The organism is Mycobacterium sp. E802, from assembly GCF_001666875.1.
Classification (GTDB): domain Bacteria; phylum Actinomycetota; class Actinomycetes; order Mycobacteriales; family Mycobacteriaceae; genus Mycobacterium.
On the sequence record NZ_LZJD01000162.1, the window covers coordinates 89,599 to 109,196 of the forward strand.

Sequence of the window (19,598 nt, forward strand, 5' to 3'; positions counted from 1 at the left end):
TCGACACCGTCGCGACCCCCGGCCCGGTCTGTCTACTTCACGGCCTTTCGCGCCCGCTTACGCGGGGCCGACGGCGCCGGGTCCTGAATGCGCGGCCACGGCTTGGCCTCCTCGAGCTCGTAGGCCAGCTCCAGCAGCAGGGCTTCGCGGCCGCGGGTCGCCGAGAGCATCATGCCCACCGGGAGGCCGTCGGCCGTCTGCGCCAGCGGCAGCGAGATGGCCGGGTCCCCGGTGGCGTTCTGCAGCGGTGTGAATGCCACCCAACCCAGCAGCCGCTCGATGATCTGCTCGTAGTCGGCGGTCGGATCCAGCCAGCCGACCTCGACGGTGGGTTCGGCCAGGGTCGGCATCAGCACCACGTCGTAGCTGGCGGACAACCGCTCGGTGACGCGCCGCGACCGGGCCAGCCGCGCGATCGCCGCCGGTACCCGATGCAGGTTGCGGGAGGCGAGCCGGTCCAGGCCGAGGCTGAGGTTGTCGAGCTTGTCGCGATCGAACGTCGGCCCCATCGCCCGCTTGCCGCCGCGCACCGTCGCATACGCGAGAAACGCCCAGTACAGCAGGAAGTCGTCCTTGAAGCGCGCCGGTACGGGATTGCCGATCACCGAGATCCGGTGGCCGAGTTCCTCGAGCAGCGTCGCGGTCTTGTGGGTGAGCTCCGTCATCTCCGGACCGGCGTCGTGGACGATCGACTGCGTGCACACCGCGATGCGCAGGCGTTGCTTGCCGGGCCGGCTGACGTCACCGATCGGCGGCAGTTTGGGGTTGCGGTAGACGCGCTCCATCTCCCGGAACAGCGCCGCGGTGTCGCGGACCGACCGGGTGAGCACCCCGTCGGCGACGATCCGCAACGGCATCAACCGCAGGTGCTGATCCTGTGGCAGCCGGCCGCGGGTGGGTTTGAGACCGACCAGCCCGTTGCACGCGGCGGGGATGCGGATCGACCCGCCGCCGTCGTTGGCATGCGCGATGGGAACCGCCCCAGACGCGACGAAGGCCGCCGAGCCCGAGGAGGACGCACCCGCGGTGTAGCGCGGATTCCAGGGATTGCGCACCGGGCCCAGCCGTGGATGTTCGCACGCCGCGCTGAACCCGAACTCCGAGAGCCGTGTCTTACCCAGCGGCACCAGCCCGGTAGCCAGGTAGGCACGGGCGAAGTCGCCGTTGGCCGCCTCCGGCTGCGGTTGCCACGCGTCGGTACCGCGCATGGTGGGCATGCCCTGCACCGCGACGTTGTCCTTGACGAAAGTCGGGACACCGTCGAAGAATCCGCCGTACGGGCTGGGGGCGGCACCGCGGGCATGTGCCCGATCGAACGCCTCGAACGCCAGCCCGTTGAGTGTGGGATTGACGGCCTCTACGCGCGCGATGGCGGCCTCGATCAGATCGGCGGCCGATACCCGACCGGCCCGCAGTTCTTCGACCAGGCCCACAGCATCGTGCTCGCCGAGCGCGTCGTCGCCGAAGGCACTGCAACGGGTGGAGGCATTTCGCGTCGGACGCGGACCGCTACTCATGCTGCGACGCTAGCAAGCTGCGCGTCACTGCGTCCGGGCCACACTCTGCAGCGCCGCCAGGTGCTCGTCGACCGTGCGAAGGCCGGCCCCCATGGTGTTCACCGTGACGTGACTGGCCCCGGCCTCGGCCCACGCGGCGATGCCGGCGGCGGCCTGCTCGGGGTCACCGGACCACGTCACGCGCCCCTCCATCCCGATGGTGGCCGGATCGCGCCCGACCGAGATCGCCGCGCGTTCGACCCGGGCGCGCGCGTCGTCGAGTTCGAGCCCCGGACCGACCATCGGAAACCAGCCGTCGGCCAGCCGCCCGGCCCGCTCCAACGCCCGGGGGGACGCCGCCCCGAACCACACCGGGATCGGGCGCTGCACCGGCAGCGGCGCCAGGCCGGCGCCGGTCACCGTGTGGTGGCGGCCCTCGAAGGTGACCGACGATTCGGTCCAGAGGCGACGCATCAGCTCCACCTGCTCTTCGGATCGTTTGCCGCGATTGCCGAAGTCCTCGCCCAGCGCCTCATACTCGACGGCGTTCCAGCCCAGCCCGATGCCCAACCGGAAGCGGCCACCGGTGAGCAGGTCGACCTCGGCGGCCTGCTTGGCCACCAGCACGGCTTGCCGTTGCGGCAGGATGATCACCCCGGTCACCAATTCCAGCGATGTGACCGCCGCCAGATAGCCGAACATCACCATGGGCTCGTGGAACGTGGTGTACAGGTCATACGGCCCGGCCCAGTCCCGGTGCACGGCCGGGTCGGCCCCGACCACGTGGTCGTACGCCAGGATGTGGGTGAAGCCCAGTTCTTCCACGCGTTGGCCGTAGGCGCGCACTGCGCCGGGATCTCCGCCGAGTTCGGTCTGCGGAAATACCACTCCTACGCGCATGCTCACCTCCTCCACCATTGGTACCTGCCACACTCCCACACCGGCAAAGGCCGATACCGGCCGGCAAGCAACTACCCGGCACCAACCGGGTCACGAATGAACAAAACCCCGCACTTTCCGGGATCGCCGGAATGAGCGCGGGGTTTTGCGACGAGCGGTTCTGGTAGACCGCTCGAGTCTTCTTCGGCTAGGCCTGGCCGACCTCGAACCGCACGAAGCGGGTCACGGTGACGCCGGCCTCGTCGAGCAGGGCCTTGACGGTCTTCTTGTTGTCGGACACCGACGGCTGGTCAAGCAGCACGACGTCCTTGTAGAAGCCCGTGACACGACCTTCGATGATCTTGGGCAGCGCCTGCTCGGGCTTGCCCTCTTCCTTCGCGGTCTCCTCGGCGATGCGCCGCTCGTTGGCGACGATGTCGGCCGGGACGTCCTCACGGGTGAGGTACTTGGCCTTGAGCGCGGCGATCTGCAGGGCGACCGCGTGGGCGGCCTCCTTGCCCTTGTCGGCATCGCCGGCGGTGTACTCGACCAGCACGCCGACGGCCGGCGGCAGGTCCGCGGCCCGCTTGTGCAGGTAGGTCTCGACCGTGCCGTCGAAGTAGGCGACCCGACGCAGTTCGAGCTTCTCGCCGATCTTGGCCGACAGGTCGGCGACGGCCTGCTCGACGGTGGTGTCACCGATCTTGGCGCCCTTGAGGGCCTCCACGTCGGCGGCCTTCGCGGCAGCGGCGGCCGCCACGACCTGGTTGGCGAGCTCCTGGAATTCGGCGTTCTTGGCGACGAAGTCCGTCTCGGAGTTCAGCTCGATCAGCGCGCCGTCCTTGGCCGCGACCAGACCCTCGGCAGTGGCGCGCTCAGCGCGCTTGCCGACGTCCTTGGCGCCCTTGATACGGAGCAACTCGACGGCCTTGTCGAAATCGCCGTCCGACTCGGCCAGCGCATTCTTGCAGTCCATCATGCCGGAGCCGGTCAGCTCCCGAAGGCGCTTGACGTCGGCAGCGGTGTAGTTAGCCATTTAAGACTTCTCCTGAATTACGAAGCGTCAGTGGATGTTTCGGGTGCCGCAGCGGCCTCGCCCTCGGCGGCACCTGCGGTCGCACCGGCCAGCAGTTCCTGCTCCCACTCGGCGAGCGGCTCTGCGCCTTCGGCGTCCTGCTTCTGACCGGCGCCGGCGCGAGCCTGCAGGCCCTCGGCCACGGCGGAAGCCACGACCTTGGTAAGCAGGGCAGCCGAACGGATCGCGTCATCGTTGCCCGGGATCGGGTAATCCACGACGTCGGGATCGCAGTTGGTGTCGAGGATCGCGATGACCGGGATGCCCAGCTTGCGCGCCTCGCCGACGGCGATGTGCTCCTTGTTGGTGTCGACGACCCAGATGGCCGAGGGCACCTTCTGCATGTCGCGGATACCACCGAGGCTGCGCTCAAGCTTGTTCTTCTCACGCGTGAGCATGAGGATTTCCTTCTTGGTGCGACCTTCGAAGCCACCGGTCTGCTCCATGGCCTCGAGCTCCTTGAGGCGCTGCAGACGCTTGTGCACGGTGGAGAAGTTGGTGAGCATGCCGCCCAGCCAGCGCTGGTTCACGTAGGGCATGCCGACGCGGGTGGCCTCTTCGGCGATGGATTCCTGGGCCTGCTTCTTGGTGCCGACGAACAGCACGCTGCCACCGTGGGCGACGGTTTCCTTGACGAACTCGTATGCCTTGTCGATGTAGGTCAGCGTCTGCTGCAGGTCGATGATGTAGATGCCGTTGCGGTCGGTGAAGATGAATCGCTTCATCTTGGGGTTCCAGCGGCGGGTCTGATGCCCGAAGTGAGCGCCGCTGTCCAGCAGCTGCTTCATGGTTACAACAGCCATGTCGGCCATGTCCTTGTCGTTGTCGGTTGTCGTCCGGTATCGGTGACACCGGACCCTGGTGCCTGCTGGTTGCCGGACCCGCCCTGGAAAACCCCAGGTCAGGACCGCCGGCATCCGGGTACGACCCCGATGACGAGGTTGTGGCGCAGACACGCGAAGTCAGCCCGCTCAGCGAGCTGCGGGTAGAAGCTTACACGCTGCGCAGGAGTGCTTTCACCACGCGGCAAACGCGGACGGATTCATCCACAGGTCCAGTTTCGGGGCTTCCGCGCGGCCGGGACAAGACGCTGAACTGAAGAGGTGAGATCCGCCGCGGCAGTTCTGGTGCTGCTCCTGGCCTGGGCGTGGCCGGGCATCGCCCACGCCGACGGCGTGCGACTGCGCTGGCCGGTGTCACCCCGACCCGTCGTGACCAGGCAATTCGATGCACCTTCCCCAAACTGGACGCGTGGCCATCGCGGCGTCGATCTGGCGGCCGTCCCCGACCAGCCGGTCTACGCCGCGGGCCCCGGCACGGTGGTGTTCGCCGGCGTACTGGCCGGACGTCCGGTGATCTCTCTTGCCCATCCGGGTGGCCTGCGCACCAGCTACGAACCGGTGCAGGCCACGGTGCGGCCCGGGCAGACCGTGACCGCCGGACAGCTCGTCGGCACCGTGCTGACCGGTCACCCGGGCTGCCCTGCGGCAGCCTGCCTGCACTGGGGCGCCATGTGGGGTACGGCCGCACGAGCCGACTACGTCAATCCACTCGGGCTGCTGGCCGAGACCCCGATCCGCCTCAAGCCGCTGGGCGGTTGACCCGGCACCGCACAGCATCAGCCTGTTGCGCCAGGGCCCGTCAGGCCGTGCAGAAATCTCGCCATCGCGTCGAGCACGATGTCCGGTTGGTCACGCTGAACCCAATGTCCGGCGCGGGCAACCACTTTGAGCTCGGCATCGGGAATCAGCATCGCCGCGGTACGGGCACACGCCACCGGCACACCCGGGTCACGTTCGCCGTGGACGATGAGCGCCGGGCACGGAAATGACGCCAACCGCGGGGTGTAGTCGGTGCGCAGCCGGTTCCAGCCGACCTGGTCGCGTTGCCATTGCTCGAACGCCCGAAAGCCGTCCGGCCGACCCGCCGCGGCCATGATCTCGTCGATCAGGTCATCGGTGAGGTGGGCGGGATCGGTGATCAACGAGGCCATACTGCGCACCATCGCCTTTCGATTCCCGCCCACCCAACGGGTGGCCCAGCCCAGCAGGCCGGCACGCAAGGTCGCCCAGGTGACCAATTGCCGCACACCCGACAGCGGCCCGCCCGACAGCCGGGACATGAGGCCGTAACTGCTCAACAGCATCGCGCCGGTCACCCCCTCCGGCCGCTCCAGCACGTGGCCGACGGTCATACCGCCACCGAGTGACAACCCGCCGATCGCATAGCGCTGAAGGCCGAGTCCATCGACGAACTCCCCCACGTAGGCGACCAGCCGTTCCTGCGTCACCGGTAGCCGCGGCGCCGGGCTGTGACCGTAGCCGGGATGGTCCGGCGCGATGACGCGGTAACCCGCTCGGGCCAACCGTGGACCGATACCGCCCCACGACAGCGACGCGCTGTCCACTCCACCGCCGTGCAGCAGCACCACCGCGGGATTCTGGGGGTCGGTGGACCAGGTGAGGTAGGACACCGGCGCACACGGCAATTCGACGGTTGCCCGGGTTGGCTCGACAGCCGGCTCGTGCACAGTCCCCCTTACTCAGGCTCGCGGATGGGCTTGATCGTGCACGGCCCGCAGCCGTTCGACGGTGACGTGGGTGTAGAGCTGCGTGGTGGCCAGCGAGGTGTGGCCCAACAACTCCTGCACGACACGCAGATCCGCACCCCCTTCGAGTAGATGCGTGGCCGCACTGTGGCGCAGTCCGTGCGGCCCGATGTCCGGCGCGCCGTCGACCGCGGACATCGTCTGGTGCACCACGGTGCGCGCCTGCCGTGGGTCGAGCCGGCCACCGCGCGCACCGAGCAGCAGCGCCGGCCCCGATCGCGGGCCGGCCACGTGCGGGCGCCCCTCCGACAGCCACGCCGTCAACGCGGCGTGCGCGGGTTCACCGAACGGCACCGTGCGTTGCTTGTTGCCCTTGCCCAGCACGCGCAGCACACGCCGCGAGGTATCGACGTCGTCGATGTCCAGGCCGCACAACTCGCTGACCCGGATACCGGTGGCGTAGAGCATCTCGACGATCAACCGGTCGCGCAAAGCCAGCGGATCCCCTTGCTGTGCACCGGAATCCAATGCGTGCAGGGCGTCGAGCGCTTGATCTCGCCGCAGAACCGCGGGCAGCGCGCGGCGCGCCTTGGGGACCTGCAGTCGCACCGCCGGATCGGTGTCGAGCAGGCCGCGCCGCACCGCCCACGCCGTGAAGGTCTTCACCGACGAGGTACGCCTGGCGAGTGTGGCGCGCGCCGTTCCGGCTCCCGCCTGCGCGGCCAACCAGGACCGCAGCAGCGGCAGGCTCAGCCGCGAGATCGCCCGTTCCCCGGTGCGGTGCTCGACGAAATCGAACAGGGCCGTCAGGTCACCCCGATACGCGCGACGGGTGTGGTCGGAATGGCCGCGCTCCAGCCCCAGATATGCGTCGAACTGCTCGAGCACGGACTCCATTCCCTCACCGTGTCAGATCCCGTGGCGGTGTCCACCCGACGCGCCGCGCCGCTTCCGCAGTGTGACGTCCCGGCTCACCTTTGTCTTCGAGTCACAATGCCGTGGCGATCGGCGCCGGCGTCGAGGCGATCTCGTCGAGCACGCGGATGTTCTTGACCACGTCACGGCTCTCCTGCGCGGCGACCGCGTTCACCGCCCATTGGATGAGGCCCACCATCCCTGGGGGCTCGAAGATGAGGCCGCCCTGCTTGGCGATCCGGTGATCGCGCAATCGGATGGTGAGGGGCCGGGTGAGGGCAGGTTGGACGGCCAGCAGGGTCGAAAACCGCCAGGCGTCGTCGCGGAATGCCCGTACCGCCTCGTTGATCAGGACGATCTGGTTGTCCATGAGCACTGCGTAGACATCGGCCAAAGCCGGTGACAGGTCGTTGATGTCGGTCACGATCCCGTTGACCTGGCTGGCGAGTACGGCGTTGATCCGGTCGAAATCGGCCTTCGACTCCCACAGCCGGTCGGGTCGCGTCGCCGCCGATGCCACGATGCCCAGGTCGAGGCCGATATGGGCGTTGATGCCGGCCAGCATGTGCTGCAGCACGATGGGTGCGGGATCGACCGCCGCGTCGAACGTCACTCGCCAGGCCCGGGTGGGTTTGGCGAACCGTCCGGGATGGAAATGTCCGTTGAGCGCGTCGAAGTACCGGTTGGCGAACGCCACATCGAGCCGCTGCAGACGCTCGCCGTCGTCGAACACCCCGTCGGCCACGGCCGTGCGTACGGCGATCGTGATGCGTTTGTACAGGGCGGCGAAATAGCCCAGCCGGCTGATGTTTTCGATCGACCAGCCGATCACCGCATCGATCGTGTCGACGACGTCGTCGAGGGTGGCCGCGGGTGTCAGCGGCGGCAGTTGCGTCCGTTGCGGCATCGGTCATCCTCCCCGAAGACGGTGAGTCGGTGGGCGACGGTGCAACCATCGCCGCGCAATTCATCCTCACCCCCGGCGGGCGGCCCGGACACGAGTAGCCGATTACCCCATTTCAGCCGTGGTCGACGCGCCGCAGCGCCTCGGGCGTGAGATCGGCCAGGGTCGGATACCCGTCGACGCCCATGATCAGATCAGCCTCGGCCAGCAACGTGCGGAGCACGTGCACGATGCCGTCGACGCCACCGAGCGCCAGCCCATAGGCATACGGGCGCCCCACCCCCACCGCGGTCGCCCCCAGCGCCAGCGCCTTGACGATGTCGGCCCCGTGGCGGATTCCCGAGTCGAACAACACCGGCAACCCGTCGGCCGCCTCGACCACGCCCGGCAGACAGTCGATCGCGGGTAGCCCGCCGTTGGCCTGGCGCCCACCATGATTCGAGCAGTAGATACCGTCGACGCCGCCGTCTTTGGCCCGTCGCACGTCGTCGGGATGGCAGATGCCCTTGAGGATGAGCGGCAGTTTCGTCAACGACCGCAGCCACGGCAGGTCGTCCCACGTCAACGGATTACCGAACAGGCTCACCCAGCGCAGCACGGTGGCCTGCGGATTCTCTTCGGGTGGCTGCGGCAGCCCGGCCCGGAACACCGGGTCGCTGGTGTAGTTGGCCAGGCACTTACCGCGTAGCTGCGGGAAGTTCGAGGTGGACAGGTCCCGTGGGCGCCAGCCGGGAACCCAGGTGTCCAGGGTGACGACGATGCCCTTGAACCCGGCCGCCTCGGCGCGCTGGACGAGACTCGCGGCCAGCTCTCTGTCGGTCGGGGTGTACAGCTGGAAAAAGCCTGGGGTGTCACCGAATTCGGTTGCGACGTCTTCCAGCGGGTCTTCGGTGAGCGTGGACAACACCATCGGCACCCCGGTGCGTGCGGCAGCGCGCGCGCCGGCCAGATCACCGTGGCCATCCTGCCCGCAGATACCCAACACTCCGATCGGCGCCATGAACAACGGCGAGGGCAACGTGAGCCCGAACATCTCCACCGACAGGTCGCGGTCCCGGTGAGCGTTGAGCATCCGAGGTATCAGCCCCCACCGGTCGAAGGCGGTCCGATTGACCCGCTGGGTCCGCTCGTCACCGGCCCCGCCGGCGACATATGACCACACCGACGCCGGCATGGCCGCCTGCGCCTTGGCCTCCAGCGCCGCATAGTCCATCGGCATGGTCGGCATTACGCCGGACAGCCCCTGCAGGTAGATCTCAAGTTGAAAATCGCCGTACGCCATGATGGCTACCTTGCCATCCCGGCTGCGCGTCCGGTCTCAGCTCGCGGTGTCGGCCTCGGCTTTTGCCAGCTCAGCCTTCCATTGACGGAAGGTCTCCTCGGTGCGTCCACGCCGCCAGTACCCGGAGATCGACGCCGCCCATTTCGCCGGGACGCCGCGCTCCTTGCGAATGTAGGGACGCAGATTGTGCATGACGGCCTGGGCCTCACCGTGGATGAAGACCTGCACCTGGCCCGGCAGCCACGCCGCGCCCTTGACCGCGGCGATCAGCGGTGCGTTGTCCCCGGCGCGTTCGTCGCCGACGAGGTCGGCCCGACCACCTCGATAGATCCAGTTCACCTTGACACCGTCGGGAGCCGTCAGCTCGACCTCATCGTCGGGTCCGGCGACCTCGATGAACGCGTGACCAATCGCGTTGGCGGGCAACGCCTCCAAAGCAGCGCCGATCGCCGGCAACGCGGCCTCGTCACCGGCGAAAAGGTGCCAGTCGGCCTCCGGGTCGGGAGCATAGGCACCGCCGGGACCCATCAGGTAAGCCGGCTGGCCCGGTTCGGCGGCCGCAGCCCACGGCGCCGCCACCCCTTGCTCGCCGTGCACGACGAAGTCGATGGTGATCTCACCCCGCTCGCTGTCGACCTTGCGCACCGTGTAGGTACGCACGGTCGGACGCTGTTCGGCCGGCAGCTCCTGAAAGCTGTCCAGCGTCAAGGGTTGTGGCAGGGCCGCGACGTCGACGCCGTCTGGGACGATGGCGATCTTGACGTAGGAATCGGTGAATTCGCTGGGCGAGAACGTGTCGAAACCTGTCCCGCTGCCCGCCCCGCCAAGCACCAACCTGACCATGTGATCGGTCAACTGCTCGCGGTGCACCACCTGAAACGTGTGTAGGGGTCGTCCTGCCATACCGCCTCCAAGATCGTCTGCCGGTCGTTCATCAGCCGACCTCTCGACTATACGGAGACCACAGCGCGACCCGGGGACTACGTCAGCTCAGGCTTCGAGCCTCGCCCGGACCGCAGCCAGACGTTCTCCCAACTCCGATTCCGTGATCACCCCGCGAGCCAGCAGCGAGTGCGCCAGGGCCACCAGTTGGTTCTCGGGGTAAGGCAGGTCGGCATACAGCGTCGACGAAAGCTGGTCTTCCTCGTCGCGGCGCTGTGCGAAGTTCGGGACACCCGTCTCGTCCGCGGCGTGGTCGAGTGCGTCGCAGAGGCCGTCAAGGCTGGTCTTCCACGGGGGAACCAGATTCTCGACGCCGTATTTCGCGGCCATCAGTGGCCACACCTGGTTGCGCGCCACGATCTTCGCCAGCGTCGGGATCGGGTCGTCATCGACAGGTGCCGGCTCATCCCATCGGTTCATCAACCCGCTCCGATGTTCATTTCGCGGGGTGGACGGCGGCCCGGGTGCGGGTGATGACGTTGGTTGTCACACCGGCTTTCGGCAGTGCCACACCGATGAGGCAGTCGCGGGTGATGATCTCGGTGAGCTGGTCCTCGGTCCAGCCGTCGGTTCCTTCGGGGCGCATGGGCATCACCATGAAGCGGTGCTTCTGATTCGAATCCTGTACGTGCACTTCGACGGTGTCGGGCAGGTAAAGCCCGAACTCGGCCAGGACCTGCCGCGGCCATCGCACCATCCGGCGGCGATAGTTGGGGGTGCGATACCACTCGGGTGAGTTGCCGAGGATCGGGCGCGGGTAGCACGAGCACAACGCGCAGACGATCACATGGTGCACCGTCGGGGTGTCTTCGAGAATCTGAAACGCGGTGAAGTCGCTGGGGGTGCCGAAGCCGGTGGGCTCCAGCCAGTCGACGCCGACTTCTTTACTCGCCGTCATCGGCTCGTCGACGGCGAGTTGTTTGAACTCCGGATCCAGCCAGGCACGGGCCACCAGCCGCGCGGCCGGAGTCGGTCCGATCTGTTCGGAGAACTCGGTGAACAGACGGTGCTCTTCGGCGGTGAAAATCCCTTTCTCGATACATAATTCGCGCAGTGCGATCTCGAGGACCTCGAAGTCGGTGATCTCGTCGACCATGGGCTTGACGGTGCGCTCGTGATCGTGGTCGTGATCGTGTTCTGCCATGGTGTGTCCTTCGTGCGGAGGCTGATCGCCCGAAGCCGTCAGCCGGCTGCCTGCAACCAGTGCTCGGGGATCTCGGTTCTCAACGTGTCCGTGGCCGTTCCGGTGTAGCCGTCCCACAAGTCAGCCATCGAAAAGCTCACCACGTAGAACCATTCGGGTTGGGCGTCGGTGCGGTCCCAGGTTTCGTCCTCGGCGGCCGGACTCTCGTAGGCCACCGCGGCGATTTCGCCGCGGGCGCCGCGAACGTATTCGGGTGTGCGCGTGTAGAAAATCACGGGGAGTTCGCGGACGAGCACCGCGTCGCCGACCTGAAACCTGGGTGGTCCCGCACGGCCCGCATAGACCTGCGGATCACCTTTGCCCTTGGCGTGGGTGATGTGGCTGTTGCGCTCGATCTTCGAGCCATCCCCAACGCTTTTGGGCCGGGCCTCCGGGAGCGCGCCGGACAGCCCGCCGGCGTAACGTTCCTGGACTTCTGCCATGCGCTCGGACAGTTCGGTCAAACCGATGTGGTGCTTTTCGATGAGGACCCGCGCCACCGACACGAGCCACCGGCCGTAGTACGGAAAGCCCTGATAAACGGCGCGTCCGACGTCGACGTTGCACATTCGGCGTCGTTCCTCGGACAGCCAGATGCCGCGCCAGCCGAGGACTTCACACATGACGTAGGTCATGTGCTCCCAGTACTCGTATTCCTTGTTCTCGTACTTCATCGGAGCATCCGGCTCGCCCCCGACGTCATGCACCGGCTTGAGGTAGGCGATGAGCCGATCGTGATCGAGTAGGTCCGGCGTCGGCGCGTCGGGCAGCTCGGGATACGCCGATTTCAGGCGTCCGACCAAGTTCAGTTGGGCGGCGCGGTCAGCTGCGGTACTCATATCCACCCCCCATCCCCGGCGTCGCCCGGTGGGATGTCGGCATGCCGGGGTTGTGAGTTCACCTGATCATTCGAAGCTAACACCGGGTCGCTCTGCCCACAGCCGATCGGCGCGATTTCGCCCCGCGGGCTTACGCCGACGAGCACGTCTCGCCCGCCGATGCGCGAGGCCGACGTCGACGTCGACGCACGATCCGCCAGCATCCGTCGGAGCTTTCGACCAGACCGTTGAGCTCCAACATCGTCAACGGCCCCAGCACTTGATGGGGCGGAAGCGCGGCAAGCACCGCAATCTCGTCCACGGTGTGCGCACCGCGCGCCGGCAGCGCGTCGTACACGCGTTTCTCGTCCGGCGCGAGCCCGTCGAGCGGTCCGGTCGGATGTTCGGGTTCGCACGCCAGTTCCCCGATGTGCCCGACGAGTTCGACGATCTCTTCGGCACGCCCGACGAGATGCGTGTCCTTCTGCTGGAGCAAGACGTGACACCCCGCCGAGGCGGCCGAGGTCACCGGTCCGGGCACCGCACACACCGATCGGCCCAGCAGCTTGGCCCACGACGCAGTGTTCGCCGCGCCACTGCGCAGCCCGGCTTCCACCACCACGGTCGCACCGGAAAGGACGGCCACCAACCGGTTGCGGGTGAGAAACCGCAGCCGCCCTGGCGGGACACCCGGCGGATATTCGCTGATCAGAAGGCATTCTTGGCGGATCCGGTGGAACAGCGCGCTGTGACCGGACGGGTACGGGTTGTCGATCCCGCCGGCCACGATCGCGACAGTCACGCCCTCACACGCCAGCGCAGCGCGGTGCGCGGCCCCGTCGATGCCATAGGCGCCGCCGGACACCACGGTCACCTCGCGTTCGGCCAGGCCGGCAGCAAGGTCGGCCGCGACGTGCTCGCCGTAGGCCGTGGCCGCTCGCGTGCCGACGATCGCCGCCGCACGCTGTGTCACCTCGTCGAGCCGCGCGGGCCCGCTGGCCCACAGCACCAGTGGCGGATGGCCGTTGGGACGCTTGTTTCCTGTCCGCCCCGCGAAGGCGCGGAACTGCAGCAACGGCCACTCGTCGTCGTCAGGCGTGATCAGCCGACCGCCCATCCGGTCGAGCGTGTCCAGATCTCGTTCTGCTCGATCCGATTCACGACGCGCCTCAACCCGGCTCAGCAAGCTGGTTTCGATGGCGCCGGATTTGACCCGCTCGGCCGCCTCAACCGGACCCACCTGCTTGACCAAGGCCGTCAATTCCGGGCACGGCGGCTCGGCGACCCGGGACAGGTAGGCCCACGCGCGCCGCACCTCGTCGGTCATGCCACACCTCCGGCCTCACGGAAGCTCAAGGCCGTTGCCACGTCCTCACGCGCGGGCATGGTCCGCCCGGCCAGATCGCCCAGGGTCCAGGCCACCCGCAAACACCGGTCCGCGCCGCGGATACTGATGACGCCGCGCTCGACCGCGGACCGCAACGGTGCCATCACGGCTTTGGGCAACCGGAATTTTCGCCGCAGCAATGGACCGCTGACTTCGGCGTTGGTGCTGAATCCGTATGTTCTCCAACGGTCCTGGGCGGCGAGACGGGCCATCGCGACCCGCTCACGCACCTCGGCGCTCGATTCCTCGGCCTGGGGTGTGAACGCCCCGGCGCTCACCGGATTCAACTGCACCCGCAGGTCGACGCGATCCACCAGCGGACCCGACAACTTGCCTCGATAACGCAACCGCGCCTGGGCCGAACACGTGCAGTCGACCGGTTTGGGTGGAGCACACGGACAGGGGTTGGCCGCAAGGATCAACTGAAACCGTGCCGGATAACACGCCACCCCGCCGCGACGAGCCAATCGGATCTCACCGTCTTCCAACGGGGTTCGCAACGCCTCCAGTGTGCTCGAACCCATCTCGGCGAATTCGTCGAGAAAGAGCACGCCCCGGTGTGCCTGGCTGACTGCGCCGGGACGCGCGAACCCACTGCCGCCACCCACCAACGCCGCCACACTCGCGGTGTGATGCGGCGCCACGAAAGGCGGTCGGGTGATCAACGGCGTATCGCCGGCCAACAATCCGGCCACCGAGTGGATCGCCGTCACCTCCAGCGATTCCTGAAAGGACAACGGTGGCAACAAGCCCGGGAGCCGCTGTGCCAACATGGTCTTCCCGATGCCCGGTGGCCCGGTCAGCATCAGATGATGGGCGCCCGCCGCGGCTACCTCGACGGCATAGCGCGCCTGGGCCTGGCCGACCACATCGGCCAGATCCGCCACCGGCTCCGGTGCGCGCCCCGACGCCACGACGCGGCCGGCGAGATGACCTTTACCGGCCAACCAGGCCTGCAATTGGCGCAGGGAACGCACCCCGCACACCTCGATTCCGTCGACCAGGCTGGCCTCGGCCAGGTTGTCGACGGGCACCACCACCGTCGGCCAGCCCTCCCGCTTGGCGGCCAGCACCGCGGGCAGCACACCGTGGATCGGGCGGACCCGGCCGTCGAGGGCGAGTTCCCCCAACAGCACCGCCTTCTCCAGACGCGCCCAGACCGTCTTGGTGTGCGCCGAAAGCACGGCCGCCGCCAAGGCCAAATCGTAGACCGACCCGACTTTGCGCAACGTCGCCGGTGACAACGCCAGCGTCAACCGCGACATGGGCCATTCGTTGCCACAGTTGGTGATCGCCGCCCGAACGCGGTCTCGTGATTCCTGCAACGCCGTGTCGGGCAAGCCCACCAGGTGCACACCGGGTAACCCCGAGGCGATGTCGGCCTCGATCTCCACGATCACGCCGTCGACCCCGCGCACCGCAACCGAATACGCTCTGCCCAAACCCATTTCAGCCCACCCCCTTGAGGTGGGTGAGTTCGGGTTCTCGGCGGCGCCCGATGCGGATCCCGATCACGTCGATACGCAACGCCGCGTACCGAACCTTTTGCTCGACCAACCACAGCGCCGCCAACCGCCGGATCCGGCGCACCTTCTGCGCGGTGACCGCCTCGGCGATCCCGCCGAACCCGTCACCGGTGCGGGTTTTGACCTCCACGAACACCACGGTGTTGGTGGCGACCTCCTCGGCGATCACATCCAGCTCGCCATAACGGCATCGCCAATTGCGCACCAACGGCCGCAAACCCTGTGCCGTCAGATGTTCGACGGCCAACTGCTCACCCAGTGCCCCGATCTCGGCTCGTGTCAAGGAATCCATGCCCAGACCGTGCCGACATGGTCCGACAGAACGGGCTCAGACCGGGCGAGTTATCCCCAGCGCAGAGTTCATCCACAGGCAGCGCCTCCGCCGCTCTTTCACCGCTCGGCGACCAGGCCCTCCTGCACCAGCGTGGCCGTGACGGCTCCGTCGGCTGAAACCAAACTCGATGTGATGACTCCACGGCCCCGCGCGGCCGCCGGTGAGCGGGATTCCAACAGATTCCACTCCCCCGCCCGCACCGGCTGGTGAAACCAGATCGACGAATCTGTGGTGCCGCTGCGGTGACTGCGGGACCGCATGCTGTGCCCGTGCACGGCCAGCGCCGGATCGATCCCGTACAGGTCGGTGATGTAGACCGCGATCAGCGTGTGCACCAACGGATCATCGGGCAGCGCCGTGGTGACGCGCCACCACATTCGCCGGACGAATTCCTCGCCGGATCCCTCGTCGAGGACGCGGATGTCGAATTCGTCGAGGGGCAATGAGGGCGCGGGCCCGGGTGGGCCGGTCTGCGGCAGCGCGTCGGGATCGTGCGACACCGCCACCCTGCCGTGCTCCGGACCCGCCAATGCGGTCGCGAAGGACGCCGTGGCCGTCGTCAGCATCCGGCCGTGCTCATACGACTCGACGCGCCGGGTCGAGGCGGTGCGCCCGTCGTACACCTCCTGCACCCGGTACTCGGCAGCCTCTCCGGCATCCCCGCCGCGCAGGAACTGTAGGTGCAGGTTGGTCGGTGACCGATCGTCGCCCACGGTGCGGCAGGCGGCCGCCAGACTCTGCGCAGCCAACAGGCCACCGTAGGCACGCTTGCCGCCCGGCCCACTGGCCTTGCCGATGAACACCTCACCGGCGGCCTGCAGGTCCAGCAGCTCGAGCAAAGCGCTCACGAATCGTCAGAACCTGTTGCGACAGCGCCGCTTTCGGTAAGCGCGGCGATGTCTTCGGTACTCAGCCCGAGATGTTCGGTCAGCACCGCGACGGTGTCGTCACCGAGGGCGGGCGCCGCGACGGCCGGCGGATACATTCCACCGATCGACACCGGCAATCCTGGCGCCAGGTAGGTGCCGATGCGTGGTTGCTCCAGCGGGGTGAACAGCGGGTTGGACACCACCCGCTCATCGACGGCGACCTCGGCGAAGCTGCGGTAGCGCTCCCACAACACCGACGTACCCGACAGTGCGGCGCTGATCTCCTCGGCGGTGTGCTCGCTGAACCACAGCGTGAACAGACCGGTGAGCGCGTCGCGGTGGGTGTAGCGCTGCCCCTCGTCGGTGAAGTCGGCACCGAGGGCCTCGGCAAGGGCAGCAACGGCTTTGGTGGTCCCGGTGACCTCGGTGAGGTCACGGAAGTGCCGGCCGGTCAGCGCCACGAGCATGAACCCGACGCCGTCGCTGCTGGTGAAGTTCTGCCCGTAGGTGCCATACAGCGTGTTGCCCAGACGTTCGCGACCCGTGCCGTTGACCATCACCTCGGTCAAAAATCCGAGATTTCCCGCGGTGGCGAGCGCGACGTTTTCCAGCGGAATGCTGATCCGTGCGCCCACACCGGTGGAATCGCGGTGACGCAGTGCGGCGCTCACCGCGAGCGCCACGTACAGTCCGCAGCTGACATCCCAGGCCGGCAGTACGTGGTTGACCGGGGTGGACAGCTGCGCCGGCCCGGTCACGAGTGGGAAACCCAACCCGGCGTTGACGGTGTAATCCACCCCGGTGCCGCCGTCGGCGCGCCCGGACACCTCGACGTGGATCAGGTCGGGCCGCAACCCGGACAGGACGTCGTAGGAATGCCACTGTCGCCCAGCCACATTCGTGATAAGCACACCCGCCTCGGCGATCAGCCGCTGCACCAACCCCTGACCCTCACTTGAGCGCAGGTCGGCGGCCACCGAGCGTTTCCCTTTGTTCAGGCCGGCCCAGTAGATGCTCTCACCCTCGTCGGTGAGCGGCCAGCGGTGATAGTCGGCGGCGCCCCCGACGGGATCGACCCGCACCACCTCGGCGCCCAACTGAGCCAGCGTCATGCCGGCCAGTGGCACCGCGACGAAACTCGAGATCTCGATGATCCGGACCCCCGCCAGCGGCCTGGTGGGGTCGGGCGTCACAGGTTCTGCCATCCGGTCAAGCTATCAAGCCCGTTGGGTGACCAGGTTGACCGCAGCGTCCTCGATGGTGTCCTCGGACAGCAGCACCTGCAGTGCGGCATCGCCGAGCGGGATGAAACTGTCGGCGCTGGCCACCCGGTGCATCCGGCCGGTGTAGCCCCCGTCCACGAGTTCGGCCAGCACCGCTTCTCCCACCCCGCCGCTGTGACGGGTCTCGTCGACGATGAGCACCCGTCCGGTCGCCTCCGCCTCGCGCAGCATGTCCTCCACCGGCAGCGGCGCCAACCAACGCAGATCGACCACCCGCGCGGCGATGCCGGCCTCGGCCAGACGGCGCGCCACCCGCAGGCTCATCCACACTCCGTTGCCAAAGGTCAGAATCGTCAGATCGGCGCCCTCGCCGTAGGTGCGGGCCCGCCCGATGCGGACCGGTTGCTCCGGATAAGCCGCCAGCCATTGCTGATCGCCATCCGCATAGAGGTCCTTGGTGTGGTACAGCGCGATCGGTTCGAGGTAGATGCACACCGCCCCGGCTGATTTCGCGGCACCCACACACGTGTGCAGCATGGCCGCGGCATCGTCGGGCCGGGCCGGCGAGGCGATCACCACACCGGGGATGTCGCGGATCGCAGCGATCGAATTGTCGTTGTGGAAATGCCCGCCGAAACCCTTCTGGTAGCCGTAGCCCGCAATTCGCACCACCATCGGGTTGCGGTACTGGCGATTGGAGAAGAACTGCAGAGTGGCTGCCTCGCCGCGGATCTGATCGGCGGCATTGTGCAAGTACGCCAGGTACTGGACCTCCGGGATCGGCACCAGACCCGAGATTCCGGCGCCCAGCGCCAGACCCAGAATGGTCTGTTCGTCCAGCAGCGTGTCGAACACCCGGGCGGGCCCGGCCGTGTTCTGCAAGCCGCGGGTGACGCCGTACACCCCACCCTTGTGCGCAACATCTTCACCGAACACGATCGTCTCCGGATGTTGGACCAACACATCTTTCAAGGCACGGTTGATGGCCAGCGCCAACGTCAAGGGTGCGCCGCCGGGCTCGCCGGGACCGGTGACCGAAACTGCCCGAGCGTCGTCGAGAGTGTCACGCAAAGGTTTCACCACGGCCGGGGCACTGTCGAGTTGTGCGGACCGGCTGAGCTCATCGGCCAACCCGATCACCTCTCGGCGTTTCGCCTCATACCGGTCGACGGCCTCGACCGGCGTCAAGACGCCATGTGAGACAAGGATTCTGGCGGTGTTGAGAACCGGGTCGCGATCGTAGTCGGCCAGGATGTCATCCGGCCTTCGGTAACCGGGTTCATAGTCCGACCCGGCGTGGCCCATCAACCGGACTGTGCTCAGGTGCAGGAAGGCAGGTTTGCGGTGGCTACGTACCCACTGTGCGGCCGCCACCGCCTTATCGAAGGCCGCGACCAGATCACAGCCGTCGGCAGCGAAATACTGCAGCCCCTCACGATGGGCGTAGGTCCGTGCCACCCACCCCCGCGGCGTCTTCGTGCTTATCCCGATGCCGTTGTCTTCGCAGACGAACAACAGCGGCATGGGCAGCCCCTGGTAGGAGGCATGCAGCGCGGCATTGATCGCACCCACCGCGGTCGAGTGATTCACCGAGGCATCACCGAAACTGCACACCGTCAGCGCATCGTCCGGCCACGGGCACGCCACACCGAGCTTGCGGGCCCGGGCGATCGAAAAGGCAACGCCGAGTGCACGTGGGAGATGTGAGGCGATCGTCGAGGTCTGCGGAATGACGTTCAGGTCATGACGGCCGAACACTTTGTGCCGCCCACCCGCGATGGGCTCGTCTTTCGCTGCGACCATTCCGAGTAACACGTCACACACCGGATCGGTGCCGCCGACCTGGGCGGCGCGGGCCAGGTAGAAGCCACCGGAGCGGTAATGCAGCAGCGCCGGATCGGTCGGGCGCAGGGCGGCAGCCACCGCCGCGTTGCCTTCATGGCCTGACGAGCCGATGGTGTAGTAGCCCGTGCCGCGGGCCCGCAACCATCGGGCCGCCAGATCCAGGTGTCGGCTACCCAGTTGAGCATCGAAGAGCGCCAACGCATCCCGCGCGGTCAGCGCCGACCCCTGCGGCCACGGCTGATTATCGGTCCCGGTCAACTCGGACACGGTCCTACAGAAGTATTCGTCGATGCCTTCACGGTGGGAACTGGCCACCTGGCCTCCTGAGCTCGCGGTGGGTGGACGGTACGCGCGACGCCGAGTTGTCAGCGC

General features: G+C 67.5%; 19 protein-coding genes. 1 reads left to right on the top strand and 18 read right to left on the bottom strand.

The annotated features are described in order from the left end of the window. Positions 1–32: 32 nt before the first annotated feature. The 4 genes from A5699_RS23910 to rpsB all read right to left on the bottom strand — a co-directional run bounded on the left by A5699_RS23910 (position 33) and on the right by rpsB (position 4,253). Positions 33–1,517, bottom strand: coding sequence for an amidase (locus A5699_RS23910; RefSeq protein WP_067774884.1), 1,485 nt, complete (start codon positions 1,515–1,517; stop codon positions 33–35). A gap of 24 nt (positions 1,518–1,541) precedes the next feature. Beyond that, positions 1,542–2,396 carry an LLM class F420-dependent oxidoreductase gene (locus A5699_RS23915; RefSeq protein ID WP_067775103.1) on the bottom strand — a complete coding sequence of 285 codons (855 nt, stop codon included), beginning with the start codon at positions 2,394–2,396 and terminating at the stop codon, positions 1,542–1,544. A gap of 187 nt (positions 2,397–2,583) precedes the next feature. Continuing rightward, positions 2,584–3,411, bottom strand: a complete 828-nt coding sequence (tsf, locus tag A5699_RS23920; RefSeq protein WP_067774886.1) for a translation elongation factor Ts — start codon at positions 3,409–3,411, stop codon at positions 2,584–2,586. Between the two features lie 17 nt (positions 3,412–3,428). After that, a complete protein-coding gene (gene rpsB, locus A5699_RS23925; RefSeq protein WP_067775106.1) occupies positions 3,429–4,253 on the bottom strand; it encodes a 30S ribosomal protein S2 in 825 nt (274 codons plus the stop codon). A gap of 300 nt (positions 4,254–4,553) precedes the next feature. Here rpsB and A5699_RS23930 point away from each other — a divergent pair, with 300 nt between their 5' ends. Further along, the gene (locus A5699_RS23930; RefSeq protein ID WP_067774889.1) at positions 4,554–5,051 is read left to right on the top strand and encodes a M23 family metallopeptidase; all 498 of its coding nucleotides are present in this window, start codon (positions 4,554–4,556) and stop codon (positions 5,049–5,051) included. 17 nt (positions 5,052–5,068) lie between these two features. Here the strand turns inward: A5699_RS23930 and A5699_RS23935 are convergent, their stop codons facing one another. The 14 genes from A5699_RS23935 to A5699_RS24000 all read right to left on the bottom strand — a co-directional run bounded on the left by A5699_RS23935 (position 5,069) and on the right by A5699_RS24000 (position 19,484). Beyond that, positions 5,069–5,980: an alpha/beta fold hydrolase gene (locus A5699_RS23935; RefSeq protein WP_067774892.1), complete on the bottom strand. Its 912-nt coding sequence runs from the start codon at positions 5,978–5,980 to the stop codon at positions 5,069–5,071. Positions 5,981–5,992: 12 nt separating this feature from the next. Continuing rightward, positions 5,993–6,895, bottom strand: a complete 903-nt coding sequence (locus A5699_RS23940) for a tyrosine recombinase XerC (RefSeq protein ID WP_067774895.1) — start codon at positions 6,893–6,895, stop codon at positions 5,993–5,995. 91 nt (positions 6,896–6,986) lie between these two features. Then, on the bottom strand, positions 6,987–7,820 hold the full coding sequence (locus A5699_RS23945) for a DUF5995 family protein (protein ID WP_067774898.1): 834 nt from the start codon (positions 7,818–7,820) through the stop codon (positions 6,987–6,989). Between the two features lie 112 nt (positions 7,821–7,932). After that, positions 7,933–9,099, bottom strand: coding sequence for an alpha-hydroxy-acid oxidizing protein (locus A5699_RS23950; protein ID WP_067774902.1), 1,167 nt, complete (start codon positions 9,097–9,099; stop codon positions 7,933–7,935). 36 nt (positions 9,100–9,135) lie between these two features. After that, a complete protein-coding gene (locus tag A5699_RS23955) occupies positions 9,136–10,002 on the bottom strand; it encodes a siderophore-interacting protein (protein ID WP_067774905.1) in 867 nt (288 codons plus the stop codon). 87 nt (positions 10,003–10,089) lie between these two features. Then, positions 10,090–10,461, bottom strand: coding sequence for a thiocyanate hydrolase (locus tag A5699_RS23960; RefSeq protein WP_067774908.1), 372 nt, complete (start codon positions 10,459–10,461; stop codon positions 10,090–10,092). A 16-nt stretch (positions 10,462–10,477) separates the two neighbouring features. Beyond that, positions 10,478–11,185, bottom strand: coding sequence for a thiocyanate hydrolase subunit gamma (scnC, locus tag A5699_RS23965; protein WP_067774911.1), 708 nt, complete (start codon positions 11,183–11,185; stop codon positions 10,478–10,480). Positions 11,186–11,223: 38 nt separating this feature from the next. Continuing rightward, complete coding sequence (locus tag A5699_RS23970; protein ID WP_067775108.1) at positions 11,224–12,063, bottom strand: SH3-like domain-containing protein; 840 nt, start codon at positions 12,061–12,063, stop codon at positions 11,224–11,226. 130 nt (positions 12,064–12,193) lie between these two features. Continuing rightward, positions 12,194–13,369: a DNA-processing protein DprA gene (gene dprA, locus A5699_RS23975; protein ID WP_067774914.1), complete on the bottom strand. Its 1,176-nt coding sequence runs from the start codon at positions 13,367–13,369 to the stop codon at positions 12,194–12,196. Then, positions 13,366–14,877 (bottom strand): YifB family Mg chelatase-like AAA ATPase, encoded by a 1,512-nt coding sequence (locus tag A5699_RS23980; protein ID WP_067774917.1) that lies wholly within the window; start codon positions 14,875–14,877, stop codon positions 13,366–13,368. Before A5699_RS23980 ends, dprA begins: the two co-directional genes overlap by 4 nt. Before the next feature lies 1 nt (position 14,878). Beyond that, entirely contained in the window at positions 14,879–15,247 is a 369-nt protein-coding gene (locus tag A5699_RS23985; RefSeq protein WP_067774920.1) for a YraN family protein, read from the bottom strand. Between the two features lie 98 nt (positions 15,248–15,345). Further along, positions 15,346–16,137, bottom strand: coding sequence for an acyl-CoA thioesterase II (locus A5699_RS23990; RefSeq protein ID WP_067774923.1), 792 nt, complete (start codon positions 16,135–16,137; stop codon positions 15,346–15,348). Then, positions 16,134–17,363: a CoA transferase gene (locus A5699_RS23995; RefSeq protein ID WP_067774926.1), complete on the bottom strand. Its 1,230-nt coding sequence runs from the start codon at positions 17,361–17,363 to the stop codon at positions 16,134–16,136. The genes A5699_RS23990 and A5699_RS23995 overlap by 4 nt, the downstream gene beginning before the upstream one ends. A 12-nt stretch (positions 17,364–17,375) precedes the next feature. After that, positions 17,376–19,484, bottom strand: coding sequence for a thiamine pyrophosphate-dependent enzyme (locus A5699_RS24000; RefSeq protein WP_369806763.1), 2,109 nt, complete (start codon positions 19,482–19,484; stop codon positions 17,376–17,378). Positions 19,485–19,598: the final 114 nt, after the last annotated feature.